Below are 22,529 nucleotides of genomic sequence, written 5' to 3' on the forward strand. Positions count from 1 at the left end.
CTTTCCGTACTTGTGGGGTCGGTTACGGGTATTGAAGATGTTATTGATAATGGTATATTAATTACTGTCACCGTTATTGTCTGGTCTGTTGTTCCACCGAAATTGTCGCTTGAGTTAAAGTTCCAGATATAAATCCCCTGGTCTGTGTAACCGGGTGTCCATGTGAACTGGCCTGTTGCCGGATCGAATATTCCTTTTGTCGCACTGGTAGCATTAACCAGGATATCCGAATCTATATCGGTTGCAGATACTGTAAATGTCAATAGGCTGCCCTCTGCAACTGTTCTGTTTCCGATCCAGGCTATGACAGGATTATTATTGGCGATCGGGATATTGTCTGATGCGGCTGTCAGGCTCAAACTTCCGTTGCCTGAATTGTTATATGCCCACACACTGATATTGCTCCATCCGTGAGGTTGGACAGAATTATTGGAATAATTGATACTTGTACCATTTACCCATGAACCGTTCACACTTATGTTGAAGCTGTCAGTAATATTCCCGGTTCCAGCCTGCCATGTATGGTTAATCCAGAAGTTCCCCTGTGCATTTGTAAGAGAAACAGGTACAGATGGGATATAGGATATGCCTGACTTAATGGTCAGTATCGCATTTGAAGATGCACTCCACTGCTTCCCGATATCCATTCCACGCACATGAATTGTATGCGTCCCAACTGACAGATCGGTTGTATCGATCGTCCCGGTCACGTTTTCCCATGCACCGTTTACTGCGTCATAATAACCGTCTGTTGCATTCAGGGCAATGCCTTTTCCTATTCCTGGATCTGAATCTATGTAATACTCTGCACCGCCAGCACGGCTTGCATAATAACTTCCTCCTGAAATGTCATTTATTGTTGATGCTACTGTGACCTGGGCTCCACTGGTAACAGTAATTGCTGTCTGGCCATTTAGATAAACCGTGCCTGCAGTTCCTGGTGTGCCTGAAAAATTCCTGTCGATATTATGTTTATTCAGGGTATCAAGAAGACCATTTGTTACACCCTGGCCATGGCAGCCGCTACTTTCACAGCTTGTGGCCGGATATGCTGCCATTGTGGTTCCTGAAATATTGGGTGCATTGTATTTTGATGCGTTTGTTGAGTGGCAATCAAGGCAATTAAACGTCTGCGGCACAATAAGCGAACCATCATGCAGGCCAGAGGCATTCATTGTAACATGGCACTGGTCGCATGCTGCTGTTGATGTATGGCCATATTCTATCTGTGTAGCGTTCCCGTATGTCTGATTGAATGGATAATTCTTATGACAATTATTGCACTCTTTATTGTGATCCGAGGCATCTGATGCGGTAAAGAATCCGAACACGGGCAAATTGGTCCGGTTAACTGTTGGTTTTAATATTGAAGTGTTTGTTACGTAATGGCTCACGCTTCCATTGCGTGTATATGCGAAGTTATTGATGCTGTTGTTATGACAGTCAGTGCAATATGCATTTGTTGAGATGATCCTGCCCGGATCGTTTGGAAGTTTTGGAGGTATATGGTTCTGGATTATCCGGGCTGAATAGTTACCCTGTGAATGGCAATCTGCACATTTCTTTGGTGTCTTGTATTCAACAGGATGACCGCTTTCAGGGGCATTCCCATCGCCATGACATGCATAGCATGACCTGTTAACATCAGTATCTGCACCATTTAAGTTCTTATGAATACTCATTCTAAAGTCTGTTATATTGACAGTTTTCGGGGCCAGACCTCCAATTTCATGGCAGAAGGTACAGTCCGGACCTCCTCCTGTGCCAGCACCGAGACTGTGCGAGTAATTATTTGAATCTTTTGATGAATTTCCAATAATGGCATGACAGTTTTCACATGACTTGTCTTTGTACCCTGAACTCAGGTATCCTGAGTGGTTTATCCAGTAATCCTTACCGGTATTATTTTCGGTTATTAGCGGTGGGATCGGGTTCCAATAATCCCCTTTATAATTGGAATTTGATGCATCACTGTAATGGCAGTCAGCGCACCATGTGGTTGTCGTAAGGTCACCTTTGCGGGTATTGTTCGGATCCGTGAGGAGAAGGCTTATTCTGCCAAGAGCACTGGAATTGTGTTTTGTATCATTATGGCAGTAATAGCATGAATCCGTTCCTGATGTCCAGTAGGGGGTACTATTCCAGAGACTGCCATTTGAAAGGTTGTTTGAATGCTTTAACGGATCAGGAATGATCGGGGCATTTGAGAATCCAGACTGGTGGCAGTCCGTGCAGTTTACTGCGTTTGTCTTTGATGTTTCCCATGAAATCCTGTCCTGCTTAAGATACTGGACAGGATGTATGTTCCTGGTCGAGTTCAGGTGGCACTGGCTGCATTCCATAGTTGAGTTATGTTTTTCTTTATCTTTTATTGCTGCTGAGCCGGACAGGCCATGGCAACCTTCACAAAGTGTTGAGTTTGAGAGGCTAAATGTCGGATTAGTGAGTGTGGAATCATGTAACCTTCCTGTTAAGTGACAGTCTGAACAATTGGGGTTGGTTGACGGATAGTTGACCGAGTGATTGGCTATCGTCTTGTTGTTATTGTCTGTAAATGGGAAAATAGTGGAAGCATTGTTGTGGCATCTGGTACAGTAGTCATTGGTATCCTGGATTGACTGGTAATCCGGTCTCTTTTTGCCGTAGTGGCTTGTGCTGCCGCTTCCCCCGTTTGCTCCACCATAAATGCTTCCTGCACCGTCAGGATCAAGGTTTGTGCCAAGCATCATTTCACTGGTATTGTGGCAGTCATAACAGGTTGTTATCGCTGTTGTATTGATGCTTGTTCCGTTCCAGAAGTGCTGGCTGATATTGAGTATTGTGCTAGCAGGTGTAAAATTCAGGTTCTGGCTTGGGCCAGGTATATGGCAATTTTCACATTTGTATGGTGACTTGAAATTTGAAGGATGTCCCACCAGGGGCTTGCTTCCATTACCATGGCATGCCCAGCATTTTTTGTTCTCATCTGATAAGCCGCCATTAGATGCATTGCTGTTCAGGTTCTTATGAATGGATCCTGAATTGTTCATTGCAGTAAAGTTTACTTGTTTACCGCCGCCAATAGCAACGCTGTGACAGCTAATACAGTCAGGACCACCTACTGTTCCTTCGTTGAGACTATGTGAATAATTATTAGAATCTAATGATGAACTGCCATTTATCGCATGGCAATTTCCACAAACATCGTCTTTATATCCCGAACCAATATAGCCACTGTGGTTTATCCAATAATCCTTACCGGTATTATTTTCAGTTATTAGCGGCGGGATCGGGTTCCAGTAATCCCCTTTATAATTAGTATTTAATGCATCATTGTAATGGCAATCTGCACACCATGAGGTAATCGTGAGTTGCCCTTTCCTGGTATTATTAAGATCGCTTAACAGAATGCTTATTTTGCCAAGAGCATTGGAACCGTGTTTTGTATCATTATGGCAGTAATAGCACGAATCCGTTCCTGATGTCCAGTACGGGGTATTATTCCAGAGACTGCCGTTTGAAAGGTTGTTTGAATGCTTTAACGGATCAGGAATGATCGGGGCATTTGAGAATCCAGACTGGTGGCAGTCCGTGCAGTTTACTGCGTTTGTCTTTGATGTTTCCCATGAAATCCTGTCCTGCTTAAGATACTGGACAGGATGTATGTTCCTGGTCGAGTTCAGGTGGCACTGGCTGCATTCCATAGTTGAGTTATGTTTTTCTTTATTTTTTATTGCTGCTGAGCCGGACAGGCCATGGCAACCTTCACAAAGTGTTGAGTTTGAGAGGCTAAATGTCGGGTTAGTGAGTGTGGAATCGTGTAACCTTCCCGTAAAGTGACAGTCTGCACAATCTGGACTGGTTGATGGATAGTTGACCGAGTGATTGGCTATCGTCTTGTTGTTATTATCTATGAACGGGAATACGGCTGAAACATTGTTGTGGCAGCTGTAACAATAATTATTTGTATCTTGCATATTTTTATAATCCGCTCTTTTCTTGCCATAATGACTTACGCTGTTGCTTCCTCCATTTATTCCTCCATATACGCTTCCTGCCCCGTCAGGATCAAGGTTTGCACCAAGCATCATTTCACTGGTATTGTGGCAGTCATAGCAGGTTGTTATTGCTGCAGTGCCGATATTGGTACTGTTCCAGTAATGTGCAGTGACATTTAGTAATGTGTCGGTTGGAGTAAAGTTCAGGTTCTGGCCCACCCCGGGTACATGGCACTGGTCGCAATTGTATGGGGTCTTGTAATTGTCTGGATGGCCGCTCGTGGGTTTGGTACCATCGCCATGACATGCCCAGCATTTCTTGTTCTCATCTGATAAACCGCCGTTAGATGCATTGCTGTTCAGGTTCTTGTGAATGGAATTGCTATCGTTCATTGCAATAAAATTTACCTGTTTGCCTCCACCCAGTTCGGTATTATGGCAGCTTATACAATCCGGACCGCCTGCTACTCCTTCATCAAGACTGTGTGAATAATTCATTGAATCTAATGATGAACTGCCGTTAATTGCGTGACATGTTTCACAAACGTTATCCCTGTAGCCTGAATTAAGGTAGCTGCTGTGGTTTATCCAATAATCTTTATTCGTATTATTTTCAGTTATAAGCGGTGGGATCGGGTTCCATAGATTTCCCTTATAATTGGAATTTGAGGCATCATTGTAATGGCAGTCAGCACACCAGGTCGTTGTGGAAATTTGCCCTTTCCTTGTATTATTAATATCTGTAAGAAGAATGTTAATTGCTCCAAGAGCTGTGGAGTTATGGCTGGTATTATCGTGGCAATAACTACATGAACTTGCTTCTGAAGTCCAGTAAGTGGTATTGTTCCAGAGACTGCCATTTGAAAGGTTGTTTGAATGCTTTGACGGATAAGGGATGATCGGAGCATTTTCGAATCCTGATTGATGACAGTTTGTACAGTTGACAGCACTGGTATTTGATGTATCCCAGGAAATTCTGTCCTGGTTGAGATATCTGACAGGATGAATACTCCTTGTTGAGTTGAGGTGGCACTGGCTACATTCTACTGAACCGTTATGTTTTTCTTTATTTTTTATTACTGCTGAGCCGGTCAGGCCGTGGCAACCTTCACAAAGTGTTGAGTTTGAGAGGCTAAATGTCGGATTAGTAAGTGTGGAATCGTGTAACCTTCCTGTAAAGTGACAGTCTGCACAATCTGGATTGGTTGATGGGTAGTTTACTGAATGATTATTTATCGTCTTATTGTTATTATCGATGAACGGGAATACGGCTGAAACATTGTTGTGGCAGCTGTAACAATAATTATTTGTATCTTGCATATTTTTATAATCCGCTCTTTTCTTTCCGTAATGGCTCGAACTGCCGCTTCCCCCGTTTGCTCCTCCGTATACGCTTCCTGCCCCGTCAGGATCAAGGTTTGCACCAAGCATCATTTCGCTCTTGTTGTGGCAGTCGTAACAGCTCGTTGTCGCTGCAGAGGCGATACTTGTTCCGTTCCAGTAGTGTTGTGAGACTTGCAGCGCTGCGAACGGAATTGATGAATTGATATGGCAGTCAGCACAATTGGATGGTGTTTTGTATCTTGCCGGATGACCCGATGGTTGCGAACCATCGCCGTGACATGCCCAGCATTTTTTATTCTCATCTGATAAACCGCCATTAGACGCATTGCTGTTCAGGTCCTTGTGAACGGCTTCCGTGCCGTTCATGGCCGTAAAGTTTACCTGTTTACCTCCGCCAATCGCGCTATTATGGCAGCCTATGCAATCAGGACCGCCATCCTGGCCCTGAGAAACGTTATGAAGCAAGATATCAAGACCTGCTGATTGTAGTATATTCCCCCCATGGCAGAAGTAACATTTTTCGTCACTGTAAGTGCTTGAATCCGACTTATTTATTTTACTTGTATTGTTGTGGTCATCGTAACCGCTCCTGTTAGACTTCCACGTAGATCCAGTAATCTCAGGGGGCACCACTCCAAAAGAATAATTGAAAACATTCACCATGTTCGTATAATTTTGTGTGCTGGTATTTACATGGCATGCACTGCACCAGTAGCTTGTGGAATTAATAGTGCCGTTGATTTGATTATTTCCCATGAAACTCCTAATTCTGCCCAGGCCGTATGCTTCATTATAGGATCTGCCGTGACAATACCTGCATGAATTTTCATTCTCTACCCAGTATGGTCTCAAACCGGTATTATTCCACCTGAATCCTGTCTGCTGGGCATGGGTCTGCGGGTTCGGTATTCTCGGCGGGTTCAGTATCAGCCCATTTGTTGTATTGTATGCGTAAATTGTACCCTTGTCCTGATGACATGCCCCGCATGTACTCCGGTTATCATACGGGAAAAGGCTTTCCTGGTGCATAGGTGCGTTATTGTAATCTTTATGGCATTCATCGCATGGGACAAATTTATTTTCCGCCGCCCCTCCTGGTTTCCCGGTAAGTGAATGTTCAACCTGGACTCTATGGCAGCCAGTATAGCAGTTCCCTGCATAGTTACCACTGCCATTGACTCCTCCTGCACCCACGTAACCGGGCGTGCCCCTATCGACATTTGATTTATTAGTTCCATTTATCGATACTTCATAAGAAAGGAGTTTATTATTATCGTGACTTCCTCCATGGCAATATTTACATGCCACCATCCTGTTATGGCCTTCCTCAACAGGTATTTTTCCTCCCTTGTAATTATGGTGTTCAGCGCACTGCATGGGGTTTGGATATTCAGCACGGAATGTGCCGTTTAATCTTGTTCCTGCAGGATAACCCGGAATATCCACTGCAGGCAGAGGGGCAGATGACGAACCCCATGCGACATTGTGGCAGGTTTCATCACCGCAATAAGTGGCATTGGTATTATTTCTCCTTGGATGACTTGTGCTGTTCCCATAGATCATTGCATCTTTCTGGGCTGTAGTTCCTGAATTTACCGGGAATGTACCGCCATTTGCATTCTTATAGACACCATGGCAATCAGGGCAAGCAGGATCCCCGAGTGTTCGTGTTGTGAGGCCCCCGACCATATCATGACAGCTTGTTCTCCCGCATGTCATACCCGGGGTTTCTATATCAGAGTGACTATCCCAGGTCTTACCAGCTTCAGCAGAACCCCAGAATGTGTCTCCGAAATTATATGCAAGCCACGTTAAATTCTCTTCAGGCTGGCCATCATTGTTAACATCAATATAAACGCTGTATATTTCTCCGCTTGTATATCTTCCCCAGATGGCTTTAGCATCATCATTCCAGACAAGATTGCTACCGGATACATTAGCTGAGCCTTCCCATGTTACTGAATAAACGCCGCTCTCACCAGGTACTTCTGTCATTGATTTTTCCCTGTTATGGGTACCTGCTGTCTGGGTAGTATTATTTGATAACCATGCTTTTACATTGGTAAGATGCTGGACAGGCTTTCCAGTCTGATCCATGATTATAGTCTGGACTTTGATCCGGGTCATATCCTTAAAGAATTCATAATCTTTATTGACCGCAAGATAAGCTACATTATCTTTTTCCGTTGTGGTATATACGCCATCGTAATTCGTATCCCCGCCATTATCCACAAAGCTCGCCTGTCGTGATTTGCCAAACCAGTAAACAGGATGGTTAAGGAAAGAATGGGACATGTTTGGTGTACCCCTGTTGTCCTGCACATTATACATGTACTCGGCTGATGATGCAATATTTGTTCCATCGCTTATTGTTACGTTATACCTGATATTGTCTTCTAAAAGGTAAGGATCCAGGGTTGCCCTGTACTCAATTCCTGTCAGGGCGTTCATCGATTTGGTTTGGACTGTCTGGTTATTTACTGTGAAATAAAGAGTGCGTGCAGCAAGATTCACATTATCCACAGCATGTACTGTAATATTTACGAAGTCATCGTCCACAGGGAAGTAGGGTTTTCGTTCTACAGAGACAATTTCGGGTGCTGACTCATCGCCCTGGGAATTGTTTGCTTCCAGATAGAAACCTGCATAACTTTTTGTATATTTTTTTGAACCTTTAGTGCTTCCCGTAGGGGCACCAGACCACTGGTTATAAATTTCAAAATAATATTCCCTGTTGGCATACCCTGAAATGTTATATGAATATACGCCATCCTCTTCATACGTCATGGCTGTTGCAGCCTGGACAACTGTATGGAGGGAATCCCAGATTGCTATTGTGGGGATATCAAAGTTGTTCCTGAATGGTATTCCTGCATCAGAATATAATTTCATATATATTTTTTGGTTTGAATTTCCATTCCAGGAGGGGCCAATTGATGTATTAAAAACTTCAATTTTCCAGATGGCACCATGCGCTGCATTTGATTCTCCTGCAAAAAACACATGCTGTTCCTGGAGCGTATTTGAACCTGCAGAAACAGAGAATAAAACATTGATATATTTGCCAGCATAATTTATCATGTTTATCGCAGCACCTGAATATGAGTTGCCGCTTCCTGTTGCTGTGCCAGTTGCGATCTGTGTGTTGCCATTGACATCAAAATAAGTATATGTAACTGTTGCTCCCGACACAGGATTTCCACCCTGGTTATATAACAAGACTCTGGGTGTAAAACTGGAAGAATAATTATTGGGTTGGTCTATGGCTGGATCGAAAACAAGCTTCCAATTGTCATTCGGTGTTGCCGGGGCAGCAAATGATGGACCAGCTATAGATAATAAACTTATTAATAATATTAATATAGAACAGACACATTTCTTATATTTTGTTTCATTCCTATCAATGATAAAAGCATTTTTGCCCTGCAAAATAACGATTTCCCTGTTTTTCATCATACCTATCCCATCCAACATTTTTGGTTTTTATATTGTTTTTAATAGTTGATAGAATTCCCAGGTACATTTTTTGCTGTCATGTCCTATCCATTTTGGTTAGAGGAGTTATTCCCCTTATCCTATCGTCCTATTTTTTATTCGTATTAATACGAATACATTTTTTTAATATAGAGTTATATTTTTAGATCTATGACCTATTAAAACTTGCTGTATCTAATTAAATCCTAAGTATTTGTCACACTTCCTGTTACGTTTCCCGTCGGCTTTTTTATAAGTTCAATATCCTGCACAACATTCACACCTGACATAACTGTTAAGTTAACAGAATTATTTGGATAATATCCGGGTTCACTTAATGCCGTAAGCATATAATCCCCACTTAACAATTGCAGGGAATAGAACCCGGATTCATTTGCTGTTGTTGATTCACTTGTATTGGCAGTCACTGTTGCTCCTGCAATCCCTGTGCCACCATGATATACAAAACCTTCTACACGAGGCGGCATTGATAATACTGTTATTGAATTCGTCCCATTTTTTAAGAAGTATTCACCATATGAGGATGAATTGACTGCTGCTTCCAGGTCATATGAAGTCGTAACTGTGGTATTGAGCGCCCTGACGGTCCAATTTGCAGACGCTGAATTTCCCGGGTCGATAGTCCCAAGCGGTAAAGTGTCCGGGCCTGAAACTGTAAAACCCGGAATGAGTATTAAAGTCACATTAACGTTATGGGCCGACATATCACCAGTATTATTTACAGTTACATTCAATTCGAAATCCCATCCACTGTCAACAATATCCGGGATTGTTATATTAAGAGTCAAATTAGGAGGATTCGTCTGCTCAAATCCGGATTCTGTAGAAAGCGCATAATCTTCAATTATTACACCTTCCGGAAAGGTTCCATCGGGTTCGACTTTCAATATAGCAGAACTATAATTTGCATTTGATGTAACCTGTTCCACATTATTCAAATCTGAAACTGATGATGCCGCCGCTGCACCACTTGTTTCATTATAAAGGTAAAGGTCAAGGTTGGATATAGTTGAGACGTTTGTGGGATAATCAGGACCTGAATAATTAATATGCCTGTTCCAGACCAGTGTGGCTTTTTCTCCTGTAGAAATATTCCCTCTATAATACTTCTCCACGTGTCCATCAGGCGCATCATTTATTGAATCTGTGATTACATCATCCCTGTGTATATACGCATTTGTAAGATCAACATACCCGAAACCATAGTCATAATCAGGCCCTGCATTTCCTTTATCCTCTGCTGTGTTAAGAATCAGGGCCTTTATCGCTTCAGGTCTCCACCTGAAGTTTTTGTAATCCAATATCAAAAGAATGCTCCCTGTTATATGAGGGGTTGCCATACTTGTACCGGACAATGATATGAAATCATCCTGGGTTTCCCATTTATTATTTGCAGACATTATGCCGGTTCCAGGCGCTGAAATATCAGGCTTGATCCTTCCATCCAGCGTAGGACCTCTGCTGCTTGATGATGCAAGAACGTCATCTGTGCGTGATACTGTATTCATATCATTTACATTCCCCACTGCTATTACATTAAATGCACCCGCCGGATATCCCACTGTACTACCTCCTGGACCGGAGTTTCCTGCAGCAATGACAGCAGGAATATCAAGGTCATACACTATTGCATCAAAGAAATGCTCCCATTCGCTATCCCCATCAGATACACCACCCCCAAAGCTCAAACTGATAACATCGGCATCATCAGGATTACCAAAAATTGCCCAGTCAATAGCAGCCATACTATCGCTTAAATACATTAAACCTCTTCCATAAATGTCCAGCCATCCCGCTTTTGCATTAATCAATTTATCAATACCATACGCAGCTCCTTTATACGTGGAATCATTGCTTGCCACAATCCCGGCAACATGTGTCCCATGCCCCTGCAGATCATCAGTTTTAGATTGATTATCATGATATAAAGGATCTAATTTTCCGGCTTCATGGAAAACAGACGCATAATCCACATTCAATGCCGGATGAGTCCCATCGATACCGGTATCAACAATTGCTGCATCCTGGACACCCCCTGTATAACCATTCTCCCACAAGGTATTCGTTCCCATTGCAGGTGTACTTATGTCAAGACTGGCATTTATTAAATAATCCCGGGAAATTTTATGGATCGACTGCTCCCTGGAAAGCTCATTGATATAAGAAATCGGTATGTCGGCAGATATTGCATTAAATATCTTGCTGCTGTATTTTATACGGCCTCCTTTTAATTTGATCTTATCTATTATAGGCGCCTGGATCCTATCTACAGGAAATGTCGTTTTATTGAGGATCTCTTTTCTCATGTCCCTTGTTTTTGATTCCAGTTTATGCCCTGTTTCGTTAAGTAATATTTTTTCATCCTCAGCCAGGAGAGATTGTTCAAGAGTGATGAGTTCCTGAACATTATTGCCTTTTTTACTTATGAGGTGCGGCTTTATCCTGCTGTAAATTTTTTTTGCAGGCATTGTGATATCTTCAAATTGCTTTTTATATTCATTTTTTGTCTTGATGCTGATATCATGAGCTGGCTGTTCCTTAAAAACGATCACAACCGGAATAATTTCATTTGATGGTGCAGAATTAGTTGCAGACATTGGAACTGTTGATACGGCTATTATCAGGACTAAATAAAATGTGATTAGAGCAATGATTTTCAGAGTCATATAAGCTGCATCGTTTCCCATTTTCCTATCCATATCCGTAATTTATATAATATTCAATTAAATTATCTATCCACAAATTCCAGACATTTGATTTAAGCTGTTTATGTATATATTAGCTTTGTTTTATTATCGCGGCCTTTACAATCCTGTTTTTCGCAAAACCTGCGAATCTCACTTATAAAAATGCCTCCGTAGCTTTCAAGCTTCTTATCTCCTACCCCGGTAATCTTCCTGAAATCCTCCGGGCTGCATGGCCGGCGCGATGCCATCTGTTTCAGGCTTGCATCGTTAAAGATCATATAAGGGGGCTGGTTCTGGGCGTCTGCCAGGGTTTTCCTCAATATCCGGAGCTTCTCGAATAAACCAGCATCCGGCGTATCCTCCTGAATTTTATGATGGTTCCCGATTAATCCTTGCTTTTCAATGGCCGGGGGTTTTACAAGGTATATTTTTTCATTTTTAACCCCGCTCCTTGACAGCGATAAAATATCCCGGCTTTTCTGGTTCAATTTAAGGACTGGATATTCTCCTTCAACTTTTAAATATCCGCGCTGGATAAGCTCTCTTATAAACCCATGCCACATTTTCTTTGGCAGGTTTTTTCCCGACCCGTACGATCCTAATGAAGAGTGTCCGTTTTGCAGTAGGCGGCTACCCTTTCCCCCGATAAGCACATCTATAACATAATTTATGCCGAATCTCTCATCCATTTCATCGATGCAGGAAAGTATGGTCATTATTTCATTTGTTGCTTCAATTTCCTCCTTCGGCATAAGACAGTTATCACAGCCCTTGCAGTTATTTTCTTTGAAATCCTCTCCAAAATAACCCAGCAATAGTTTTCTTCTGCATAGATTTGTTTCAGAGAAATTTATTATATCGTTAAGTTTATTCTGTGCAATTTGTCTTTCCTTTTCATTGGATATCTGTTTTAGAAAATACTCGATTTTTTGCCTGTCGCCATAACTATAAAAAAGCACGCATTCGCTCTTCAATCCATCCCTACCTGCACGTCCGGTCTCCTGGTAGTATGCTTCAAGATTCTTGGGAAGGTCATGATGTATCACAAATCGGATATTGGGTTTATCAATACCCATCCCGAAGGCGACTGTGGCTATAAGTACATCAACGTCGTCTTTTATGAACTTTTCCTGGTTCTGCGATCTTATTTTCGAAGATAAGCCTGCATGATATGGAAGCACCCGGAATCCTGCATTTTTCAGGCCCTCTGTAATAGTTTCCACATTTTTCCTGCTGTAGCAGTATATTATGCCTGATTCTCCCCGCTTTGTTCGCAGGATTTCCACGATATGCCTGAATGCATCCTGCTTGGGTTTTACATAATAGATCAAATTTTCCCTGTTAAAACTGGCAAGATATTTTTTACAATCGGAAAGGGCAAGCTGGGTGATGATATCATCCCTGACTTTAGGGGTGGCAGTGGCAGTTAGCGCTATTATGGGAACATCCGGAAAATATTGCCTTATTTGCTTTAACTGCCTGTATTCAGGCCTGAAATCATGCCCCCATTCGGATATACAATGGGCTTCATCAATAGCGAACAGGCTTATATTAAGCCCCTTCAGGAAGGAAAGAAATGATGGTATTGTGAATCTTTCCGGGGCAATATATAATAACCTGATATTGTTTTGTAAAAGTGCGGATTTTATTTTTATTATATCCTGATAGCTCTGCGAACTATTTATGAATTCAGCAGGGATGCCATTCATTCTCATGCTGTCCACCTGGTTCTTCATCAGAGAAATAAGAGGTGAGATAACTATCGTCAATCCTTTAAAAAGCAGTGAAGGATACTGGTAGCATAGCGACTTCCCCCCGCCTGTGGGCATCAGTACAAGTACGTCATTTCCTTTCAGTACATCAAGGATTATATCCTTTTGAAGCTGGCGGAAGTCAGGGTATCCGAAATACCTCCTGAGTATGTTATAATCGATGACAGGATCCGTTCCATTAGAAGGTATATCGATTTTTTTCTGATCTTCAAAGTTTTTCAATTTCGGGCACAGGTCAAAAAGCCTTTCGTCTTTTAACCCGCATTTACCGGATGCTTCGCACGTTATGCAAACCTGCATAAAAGCCATTCACAATTTCAACAACAATAATGGTTTCTATAAAAAAAATCAAAGGAGTGAAATGAGAATTTCGCTCCTTTATATTTAATTTCGCTATCGTTCTTTATTATACATTCGTAACTGTGCCGCTGATTGTTCCTGTTGGTTTCTTCTGGAGATATACCGGTACTGAAGTTGTATTGCCCTGGGTAACAACAACCACACCCGTGCTTGTATTGTCGTTGTGTGTGGGCTGTTTGCTAACTGTAACATTGTATGTTCCGGCTGGTACTGCAAATGAATAGTTACCGTTAATATCCGTTTTCTTGATATCTGCGCTATCTATCCAGACGTCTGCATTTACTACAGGCCCGTCTACGCTTGTTACAGTCACATTGATATATCCCAGGGACTGGACAACAAGCTGAGCATTCTTCGGAGCGCTCCACTGTTTACCGATATCCACGCCGCGGACATATATTGTATGATTTCCGTCCGGGAGGCTGCCTGTATCAAGTGTTGCTATTACATTCTCCCAGCTTCCTTGCCTTGCATCATAAAGGCCGTCCGCTGCCGTCATAGGAATTCCTTTGCCCTGGCCAGGATCTGTATCGATATAATACTCAGCTCCACCAACACGTGAAGCAGCACCATTTGCATCGTTGATCATGGATGTTATTTCAACAGGAGTTCCTTTTGTGACGCTAAGTGAAACATTGTTATTCAGATAGACTGTATTGGTAGAACCTCCTGTACCCGGATATGTCCTGTCAACATTATGCCTTGCCAGGGTATCCAGGCTGCTGGAAATATCCGTGCCATGGCAACTTCCGCCGTTACATGTTGTATAACCGGAACCGCCCATAGCCGTATCTGTAAGGTTTGGTGCATTATATTTTGATGCATATGTCGTGTGGCATGATTTACATGATACAGTTACCGGCATAGCAAGCGAACTATTATGCAGGTCAGATGCGCTGCCATCTACATGGCACTTGTCACATGTACCTGTGCCCGTATGAGGTATGGTTACCTGCTTATTCACCACACCATAGCTGGTCTTATTCACAGCGCTGTTGTGGCAGTTATTGCACGCGGTATTGTAAGTTCCTGCGCTTGGTGTTACAAGGTTCGTTGTTGTACCGTAATGTGTAACATTTCCCATTGCTGTATTAACTGTTGAATTCTGATCCGGGATATTCAAACTGTTGCTGTGGCAGTTCTCACAATTCATTGTGGTTACATTAATATTAGCACCGGGATAGTGTTCGCTGACTGCTGGTGAGGTAACATCCTGGTTCACGTGGCAGTCATTGCATACACGGACATTTACTCCTGGCTGAACCGTATAATTTGAACCCATATCAGTGGTATTGTAATGGCATGTCTTGCAATCAGCATTCGTAATTCCACCATCGGTGTTGTTGATATTTCCATGCATGCCAAGGGATGAAACATCAACTTTGTTTTGATATCCACTGTTGGTATCATGGCAAGCTATGCAGTTATCGCCACTGGTAGCATCGATTACACCATTCAGGTGACCTGCTTGTGTGCCTGTTGTGGCTCCTGTTCCATGGCAATTCTCGCAGTCACTGCCGTTGCTTGACGGGTGTGCCCTGTTATTCCTGGTAGTGATTGGCGGGGTGCTGTGGCAGTCACCGCATGTTACACTTGATGTGTTCCAGGTAGGGGCGGATTTCGGATCGTATGTTGGGTTCGGGCTGTGGCAATAGACTGAGCATGTCTTGCTTGCATTGATGCTGCCGGTAACGTTCGTGAAGTTGATGTCAATTGCACCGTTTGTCCTGTGCCCTGTCTGGTTACCTGCATCTGCATTCGTTCCGTGGCATTCTGCACAACTGTATCCTTCTGTGGTATAGTGTCTGGTATGGTTACCAGTTGGCGGAAGACCGCTTGGGACTGTTGAATGGCATTCTGTGCATGCCCCGGCAGTTGCTGTGTTCCAGGTGGCTGTGCCGACTTTTGCACCGCTGCTTAAGCCGTTGCTGTGGCATGAGACGCCAGCGCATGTGTCGTCGTTGCCTGAAGCCGGATTCATGGTATATGTTGCTATTGTTGCTGAACCATTTGTTACAACTGATGCATTGTCGTTTGTAATTGTATGATCAAGGTTGTTCCTGCCTCCGGTTGAATGGCAGTAATCGCAGCTTGTTTCCGGGATGCTGCCGTATCCTGCTGATTTATGCAGGTCATGGGCACCGGTCATGTTGTATCTGACTGAGCCGCTGGGTGGCTGGGAATGGCAGCCTTCGCAGAATGCACCTGAGGCCTGAGCAATTGTTCCGTTGTAAACTGATTGGGCACCGTGGCATTTATCGCAATTAACCGAACGGCTAAGGTTATGTAACGGCCAGACGCCAGCCGAAGTGTTCATTTTCTTGGCTGTTGTCCATTTACTGCCTGGTGTTTCTTTATAAAGACCGTAATAATTGTCACCGGATACTGCATAACCTGTGGCGTTCACGGTTGTAAATGTCTGGTCATGGCATCCTACGCATTCAACTTTATCGGTATGTTTTGAAGTGAACTGGAAAGTATGGTTTGCAGGATTATGACAAACCTCGCAACCTGTTACGCCTGATGTAGTGTTCTTTACCTGGAAGTCATGTACCCCTCTGCTGAAGTTGGCATTCATGTGACAGTCAGTACAGGTGAAAGAGGATGTTGTCTTGTGCGGTCCTGCGAACTTGCTGTCATGACTGCTGCCAGGCTCGTGGCATTTTTCGCATAACTGTGTATTATTTGATATCGGGTCATAGACCGAATAATTCACATAAGAGCTTGCAGTCGCATTATAGAAAGCAACAGGGTATCCTGAGATGCCGCTATACGACCTATTATGGAGGTTATGGCATACTCTGCACTGGATTCCAGCCCAATCCTGTTCTGCTATTACAGGATTTGTCACATTCAGGGTATCGTTGTAATTCAGGGGTGATTTACATTTAGCACAGTTATTCTTACTGTCTGATGTCCCGAATCTTGAGTTGGCATGTGAGCTATTGAGCCATGTGCTGGAGGCTTTATCGACTTTTTCAGGATTCCTGACTGCATGGCAGGTTAAGGAACAGGTGTATTGCGGGAACATTCCGATACCTGTGCCATTATTGCTGGCAAGAGGCATTCCTGCTCCTGACTGGTTGTATTGATAGTAGCTGTGCTCAACTGTCAGATTATGGTCATGGGTATAGAGAGATTCATTGAAACCGGTGAATTTCCGGGTGGTGTTCGCAAAATGGCACTGGGTACAATCAGAGGAACTGGTGTGGTTTTCTTTGAACCCGTTGGAACCATCTACATGGCAATTCCTGCATGTGTTGCTTTCGTTTACTATGTAGCCCTTATTGCCAGTGGTATGCCCGCTTACTGGCAGGTAGCCTGTGTGGCATGTGGTACATTCGGGAGCGGCTGGATTTTTGCTCTGGTTGTGTTGTGTGGAAAGTACTGCGGTATTATATGATGCATGGCAGGTAGCACAGGTCATACCTTCCGTATCGATTGCACCATTGAGGTGACCGGTCTGTGTACCTGTTGTAGCTCCTGTTCCATGGCAATTCTCGCAGTCACTGCCGTTGCTTGACGGGTGTGCCCTGTTATTCCTGGTGGTGGTTGGCGGGGTGCTGTGGCAGTCACCGCATGAGACACTTGATGTGTTCCAGGTAGGGACGGATTTAGGATCGTATGTTGGGTTCGGGCTGTGGCAGTATACGCTGCATGTCTTTGTTTCGTTTATTGTGCCTGTGACGTTGGTGAAGTTAATATCAATTGCAGCGTTTGTCTTGTGTCCTGTCTGGTTACCTGCATCTGCATTTAGGCCATGGCATTCTGCACAGCTATAGCCTTCTGTTGTATAGTGTCTGGTATGGTTACCAGTTGGCGGAAGACCGCTTGGGACTGTTGAATGGCATTCTGTGCATGCCCCGGCAGTTGCCGTGTTCCAGGTGGCTGTGCCGACTTTTGCACCGCTGCTTAAGCCGTTGCTGTGGCATGAGACGCCAGCGCAGGTATCGTCATTACCTGAAGCGGGATTCATCTGGTAATCTGATATTGCTATTGATGCTGATGCATTTGGAACTACGCTTGCATTGTCACTTCCATTGGGATGAAGGTTCTCGAATCTCCCCTGGGTTGAGTGACAGAAATCGCATCCTGTTTCTGATACATTACCATAGCCAGCATCTGCATGCAGGTCATGGGCACCGGTCATGTTGTATCTCTCAGTTCCACTTGGCGGTTGAGTATGACAGCCTGTACAGCCAGTACCTGTACTCAAGTTGTGCATGTAGGCTGTGATGCTTGTGGTATTTCCCTTATGGCAGGTAGCGCAATCGTTATCATTGTTCAAAGTGAAACCTGAATGGTCAGTAGCCCCTTCTGGATAATATGCGTATCCAGATTTGATCTGAGGTGGTATCGGTGATAGATTGCCTTTCATAGTGTTATAATTCGCAGATCCATTCACATGGCAGCCAAGACACCAGGTGGATTGTGTAAGATCAGTCGTTTCGACATTATTCGTGCCTTTGAACCGGTCAGGTTTACCAAGTGCAGTTGCATTATGTCTTGTGTCACCATGGCAGTAATCGCATGATGTGAGCCCTACTGAAACTGTCTCTGAACGCACGCCTGCATAATCGACACTCAGAGTATTTTGAGTTGCATCAGAAGATATTGTGGTATCCACATAGCGTATCTGCACCTTACCTCCTGCGATCTGTGTCGGTGACAATGATGTATTATACCACTGGGAGGTCGTTCCGCTGATAGTGGATTTCGTGATCCATGATCCTGAATCGTCCACCTGGACGTTATAGGATTCCCCTCCATCAGTCTTGCCTTTGATAGTAAGATAATAATTATTTTCTGCCGGAATCCCTGTGACATTCTGCTTGACATCAAGGAGATAGTTGGTGCCTCCGGCGGTCATGCTGTGTATGCGCTGGTAGTCAATGTATAAGCTGCCCTGCGAGGTGCCCGCAGGATTGACATCTGTATATCTTACTCTTGGATTGCCACCGTTCCACTCACTTGCTGTGAGCGACGTGTTGAACACTGTCATAGTCGAGGAAGAGAGTGTTCCTTTCTGGTTCCAGATAGAGCCATCGAACACTGACACACTGTAATTATCATGCGAGGTCACATTGTATCTTATTTCAAGGTACTGATAATCCGCTGCAGGGACAGATGCGGTATCTGTGGTAATATTCATACTATATGTGGTTGTTCCTCCTGAAGTTGTTACATTCACCCACATGGCATCTACATAAATGGTACTGCCCCCACCGTTAGATCCTTTATCCATGGTAGCCTGTAACCAGATATTATATACATCTGTCCATGATGAGATACTTGAAGTGATATTGTATACAAATTGTTGTTCTGTAACCTGGTCATGACTTGCAGCTTTTAAATTCGTCCATGATGCAGGTGCCGTCGCAGTTGCGGTATTTCCGAGACCCCAATCAAGCGTCCATACCTCTAATGGATCTGTACCCATTTGAGTATATACTTCAAAAATAGCTTCAACTTTAGTTATTGCTCCACCTGACGGGTTCGTTGAATTGTACACATTAAGAGCCCCATTACCTGTAGAAGAATAAACATTGTTCGGCGCGTTATATGCATTTGTTGCACTGCCTGCATTGGAATACCTGGCCATTGTTCCACTGCCACCTCCTCCACTTCCGCCTTCTGTCATCGTGGCAAAGGCGCCGCCATCTGACCAGCTCTGCATATTTGAAAAGATGCTGATAGTGCCCGTAGTTTGTGTATTGCTCGTAACCGAAGTGTTAGTATCAAGAGATGCACCACCAGCATTAGCCTCTGTCATGTTCTCGAAAATATCATTTTCAAACTGAGCTCCTGAAATTCCAGTGGTGGTTCCTGTAGTGTCGACTTCCTGGGATACGGCAGTATTATTCGATGAACCTACACCACTGCCCCAGTAGTTACCCCACTTCTGGCCTGCATTATCATTGCTGTGACTGATTGGTGAATTTACCTTCGTAGCATTGGAGAATCCTGACACTCCTGTGCCCTGATGGCAGCTCTGACAACCAGCCGCAGATGCATTGGATATATCGTATCCTCCGGAAGAACCGATATATTTGATCGGATGTGCTTTATCCCTGGATGCGCTGGAATTTACGTGACATGTGATACATGATACATTATTATTATGTTCCTGTCTTGTTGTATGACATCCTGTACATAAAGCATCATTTAACGCTGGAATAGTGAGATTGCCGTCATGCATCCTTCCCTGACTGTGACACAGATCACAGGTTGGTGTAGTAACAGGGTAATTGGTACTGTGATTGGATATGGTCTTATTTGCCATATATTCAAATTCAAATGTTGAGCTTGAGTTATAATGGCAGTATTTGCAGTTCACTACATTGTTTGAGACAAGTCCTGTATTGTTCCTGCTCTTTCCATAGTGAGAAACATTGCTGTAACTTGTGCCACTGTCATCTGAGAAAGATCCTAGCATCTCATTATTAATGTGGCATGCGATGCACGAGTCATTCAAATTGGTGTAAGCCTTTGTCTGTAATTCACTTCCGTCTGACCTATGCTCTGGAACCTGGCGGGCGCTAAAGTTTATACCCGCGTTGGTATTCAGATGACAGAGAGTGCAGTTCTTTGGTGTATTGTATCCTGTTGGATGGTTGCTGGCAGGAATACTGCCATTATTAACCACTCCGCCTGTTATGTAGCTGTTATTGGTATGACATGCATAGCACATCTTATTCTCAACTCTACCATTGGATGTGCCTCCACTATTCAGCGTCAGGTGGATGCTATCTGACTGGTTCATATTTCCTACATTAACTTTATTTCCGGTTGTCCCCTCGTGGCATGAAACGCAGTCCTGTCCACCTGCGCTTCCTCCTGTAATATCCGCATCATGAAGTTTGACTGTTGTAGAATTAAAATTACCATGACAAGTTTTGCAGTCAGAGTTCACTTTGCCATTATGCAAACTACTGAAGTTAGTATTCGGATTGACCGGGGTACCCCATGATGCATTGTTGGTATTTGTTATATGACACCAGGTACAATCGTTGCTGTGGGTTGTAGTTGTCATCAGGTTTGCGTTGGCATCCTTAAGATAATGTGATGCTGTAGCGTTCTGAGGATTCGTAATTCCAAAACCATCAGTCTCAGTTATCGCAGTAAGGCTGTTATTGTGGCATAACGAGCATTGTGTACCTGTTGTTGGGACGTCAGGCGCGCCGATCCTGTGTTCGACCACCTGCGGGGCACTGAAATTAGAGCTGGACTGGAGATTATTATGGCAGTCCGGACATTTTCTTGGGTTCTTGTAAATTGTATCATTATGTGAGCCAGCTGGCTGGTCGCTCTCGTTGGCATATCCGTTAGCATTCAAAGTACCGTGACATGCCCAGCATTTTTGATATGTGGCATTACTACCCGTAAATTGCGATCTATTGTTCAGATTTGCATGAGCGCCATTACCCATATTTGTAATATCAATATCATAACCTGCCTGACCGCCTATATCATGGCAGCGGCCACAGTCCCTGTCACCGGATTTCCCTTGTGGGACAAGATGAACATTGAGTTTTCCTGAATCATCGTTATGGCACGATTCACAATTTGAAGTTGAACTGCTATGAGGAGCATAAGATTGAGGGCCATTAGAACCGTGACATAACCAGCATTGTTCATTAATATTGGAATAGGTACCTGGATTTGGTTGAGGCAGTTTCCATCTTCCATGGTTATCATGACATAGCTCACATGATACATTTGCTGGTACGGTAGTAGAATGATTATGTGATTTTGAATTTGCAGCACCATTCTGTTTCCAGAATAGGTCAATTCCGGTTAATGACGTACCTTTGATATTTGTGGTAGCATGACAGTTCACCCCATCAGGACCTGCGCTCCAGGAACATGATGGCCTGGAAGACGAAGTTAACATATCCAGGGTTCCACTTCCGGTCCCTAAGTATGTATCATGACATGCCACACATATATCAGCCCTGCCATATGTGGAGAGTGCTCCTTCGGTTCCAGCTTCAAGTCCGTTCATATAATTAAAGGTATTAGAAGAGATAGTTGGATTGTATAAGTTTGCATCATTCGAAAGGTTCGTCCCGGGTCCATGAGACGAATTATCCAATGTATGTTCTATTCCATAATGACATTCAGTGCAGGGAGCCCCTTGATGGGCTGAATTCTGAGTATGAAGATTGGCATCAAAAGTAACCGATTTATCACCATGTCCACATGAAAATCGAGTAAAAGTAATATTGTAATTGCCGCTAAGCGAACGCGTGCTTTCCGTTACGTTTATCCGGATGATCAAATGATCATCTTTTATCGTCGTGGGCATGCTTCCATAATTCCAAGCTATCTCATAGATACCATCTCCATTCGGGTCAGACCAGGAGCCTAATGTTGCGTTATTAACATAATTACCATTAGTGGTAACGATACTGGAATGATGAATCGCTGTACTTCCCGTGTGATTCAGTTTTTGTATATCTTTCGCAGATGCACTGAATGATAAACCTGATTTGATTATTTTTCCATTACTGTCCAGAACTACTGCATAGACCTTAGGGTTTATATCTACTCCGTCATTATCAGGCCATAATGTATTATCGGCAACATATCTTGGATAGTCAAAATATATCGATTTATCTGTAAATACAACAAGTTTTTCACCCGCTGCAGCAGCAGGTGCTATTAAGATTAATATGCTTGTAAAAATAATCATTAACAGTACAGATATTTTTCCAATCCCAACTTCCAATTTTATCTTTTTATCGATATTGGATACTATATTACGTAAATCGCCTATTCTCATATCTATCCTATCCTCTGTACCCTCCTATCCGGGTATCCTATCCTATCATAAATGCGTTATTATAACGCCAGTATCAAGATAAGTAATTTTATGTCTTGTCATAATATAT

The 22,529-nt window shown here is 43.4% G+C and carries 4 protein-coding genes; all 4 read right to left on the minus strand.

Going from position 1 to position 22,529, the window contains the following annotated elements:
* A partial coding sequence (locus FIB07_02845) for a hypothetical protein (GenBank protein NJD51783.1) occupies window positions 1-8,795 on the minus strand: 8,795 nt, incomplete at its 3' end.
* A gap of 206 nt (window positions 8,796-9,001) precedes the next feature.
* A complete protein-coding gene (locus tag FIB07_02850; GenBank protein NJD51784.1) occupies window positions 9,002-11,515 on the minus strand; it encodes a hypothetical protein in 2,514 nt (837 codons plus the stop codon).
* A 68-nt stretch (window positions 11,516-11,583) separates the two neighbouring features.
* Window positions 11,584-13,575 (minus strand): DNA helicase RecQ, encoded by a 1,992-nt coding sequence (recQ, locus tag FIB07_02855; GenBank protein NJD51785.1) that lies wholly within the window; start codon window positions 13,573-13,575, stop codon window positions 11,584-11,586.
* A gap of 106 nt (window positions 13,576-13,681) precedes the next feature.
* Entirely contained in the window at window positions 13,682-22,420 is an 8,739-nt protein-coding gene (locus tag FIB07_02860) for a hypothetical protein (GenBank protein ID NJD51786.1), read from the minus strand.
* Window positions 22,421-22,529: the final 109 nt, after the last annotated feature.

It is taken from the genome of Candidatus Methanoperedens sp., assembly GCA_012026795.1.
Lineage (GTDB): Archaea > Halobacteriota > Methanosarcinia > Methanosarcinales > Methanoperedenaceae > Methanoperedens.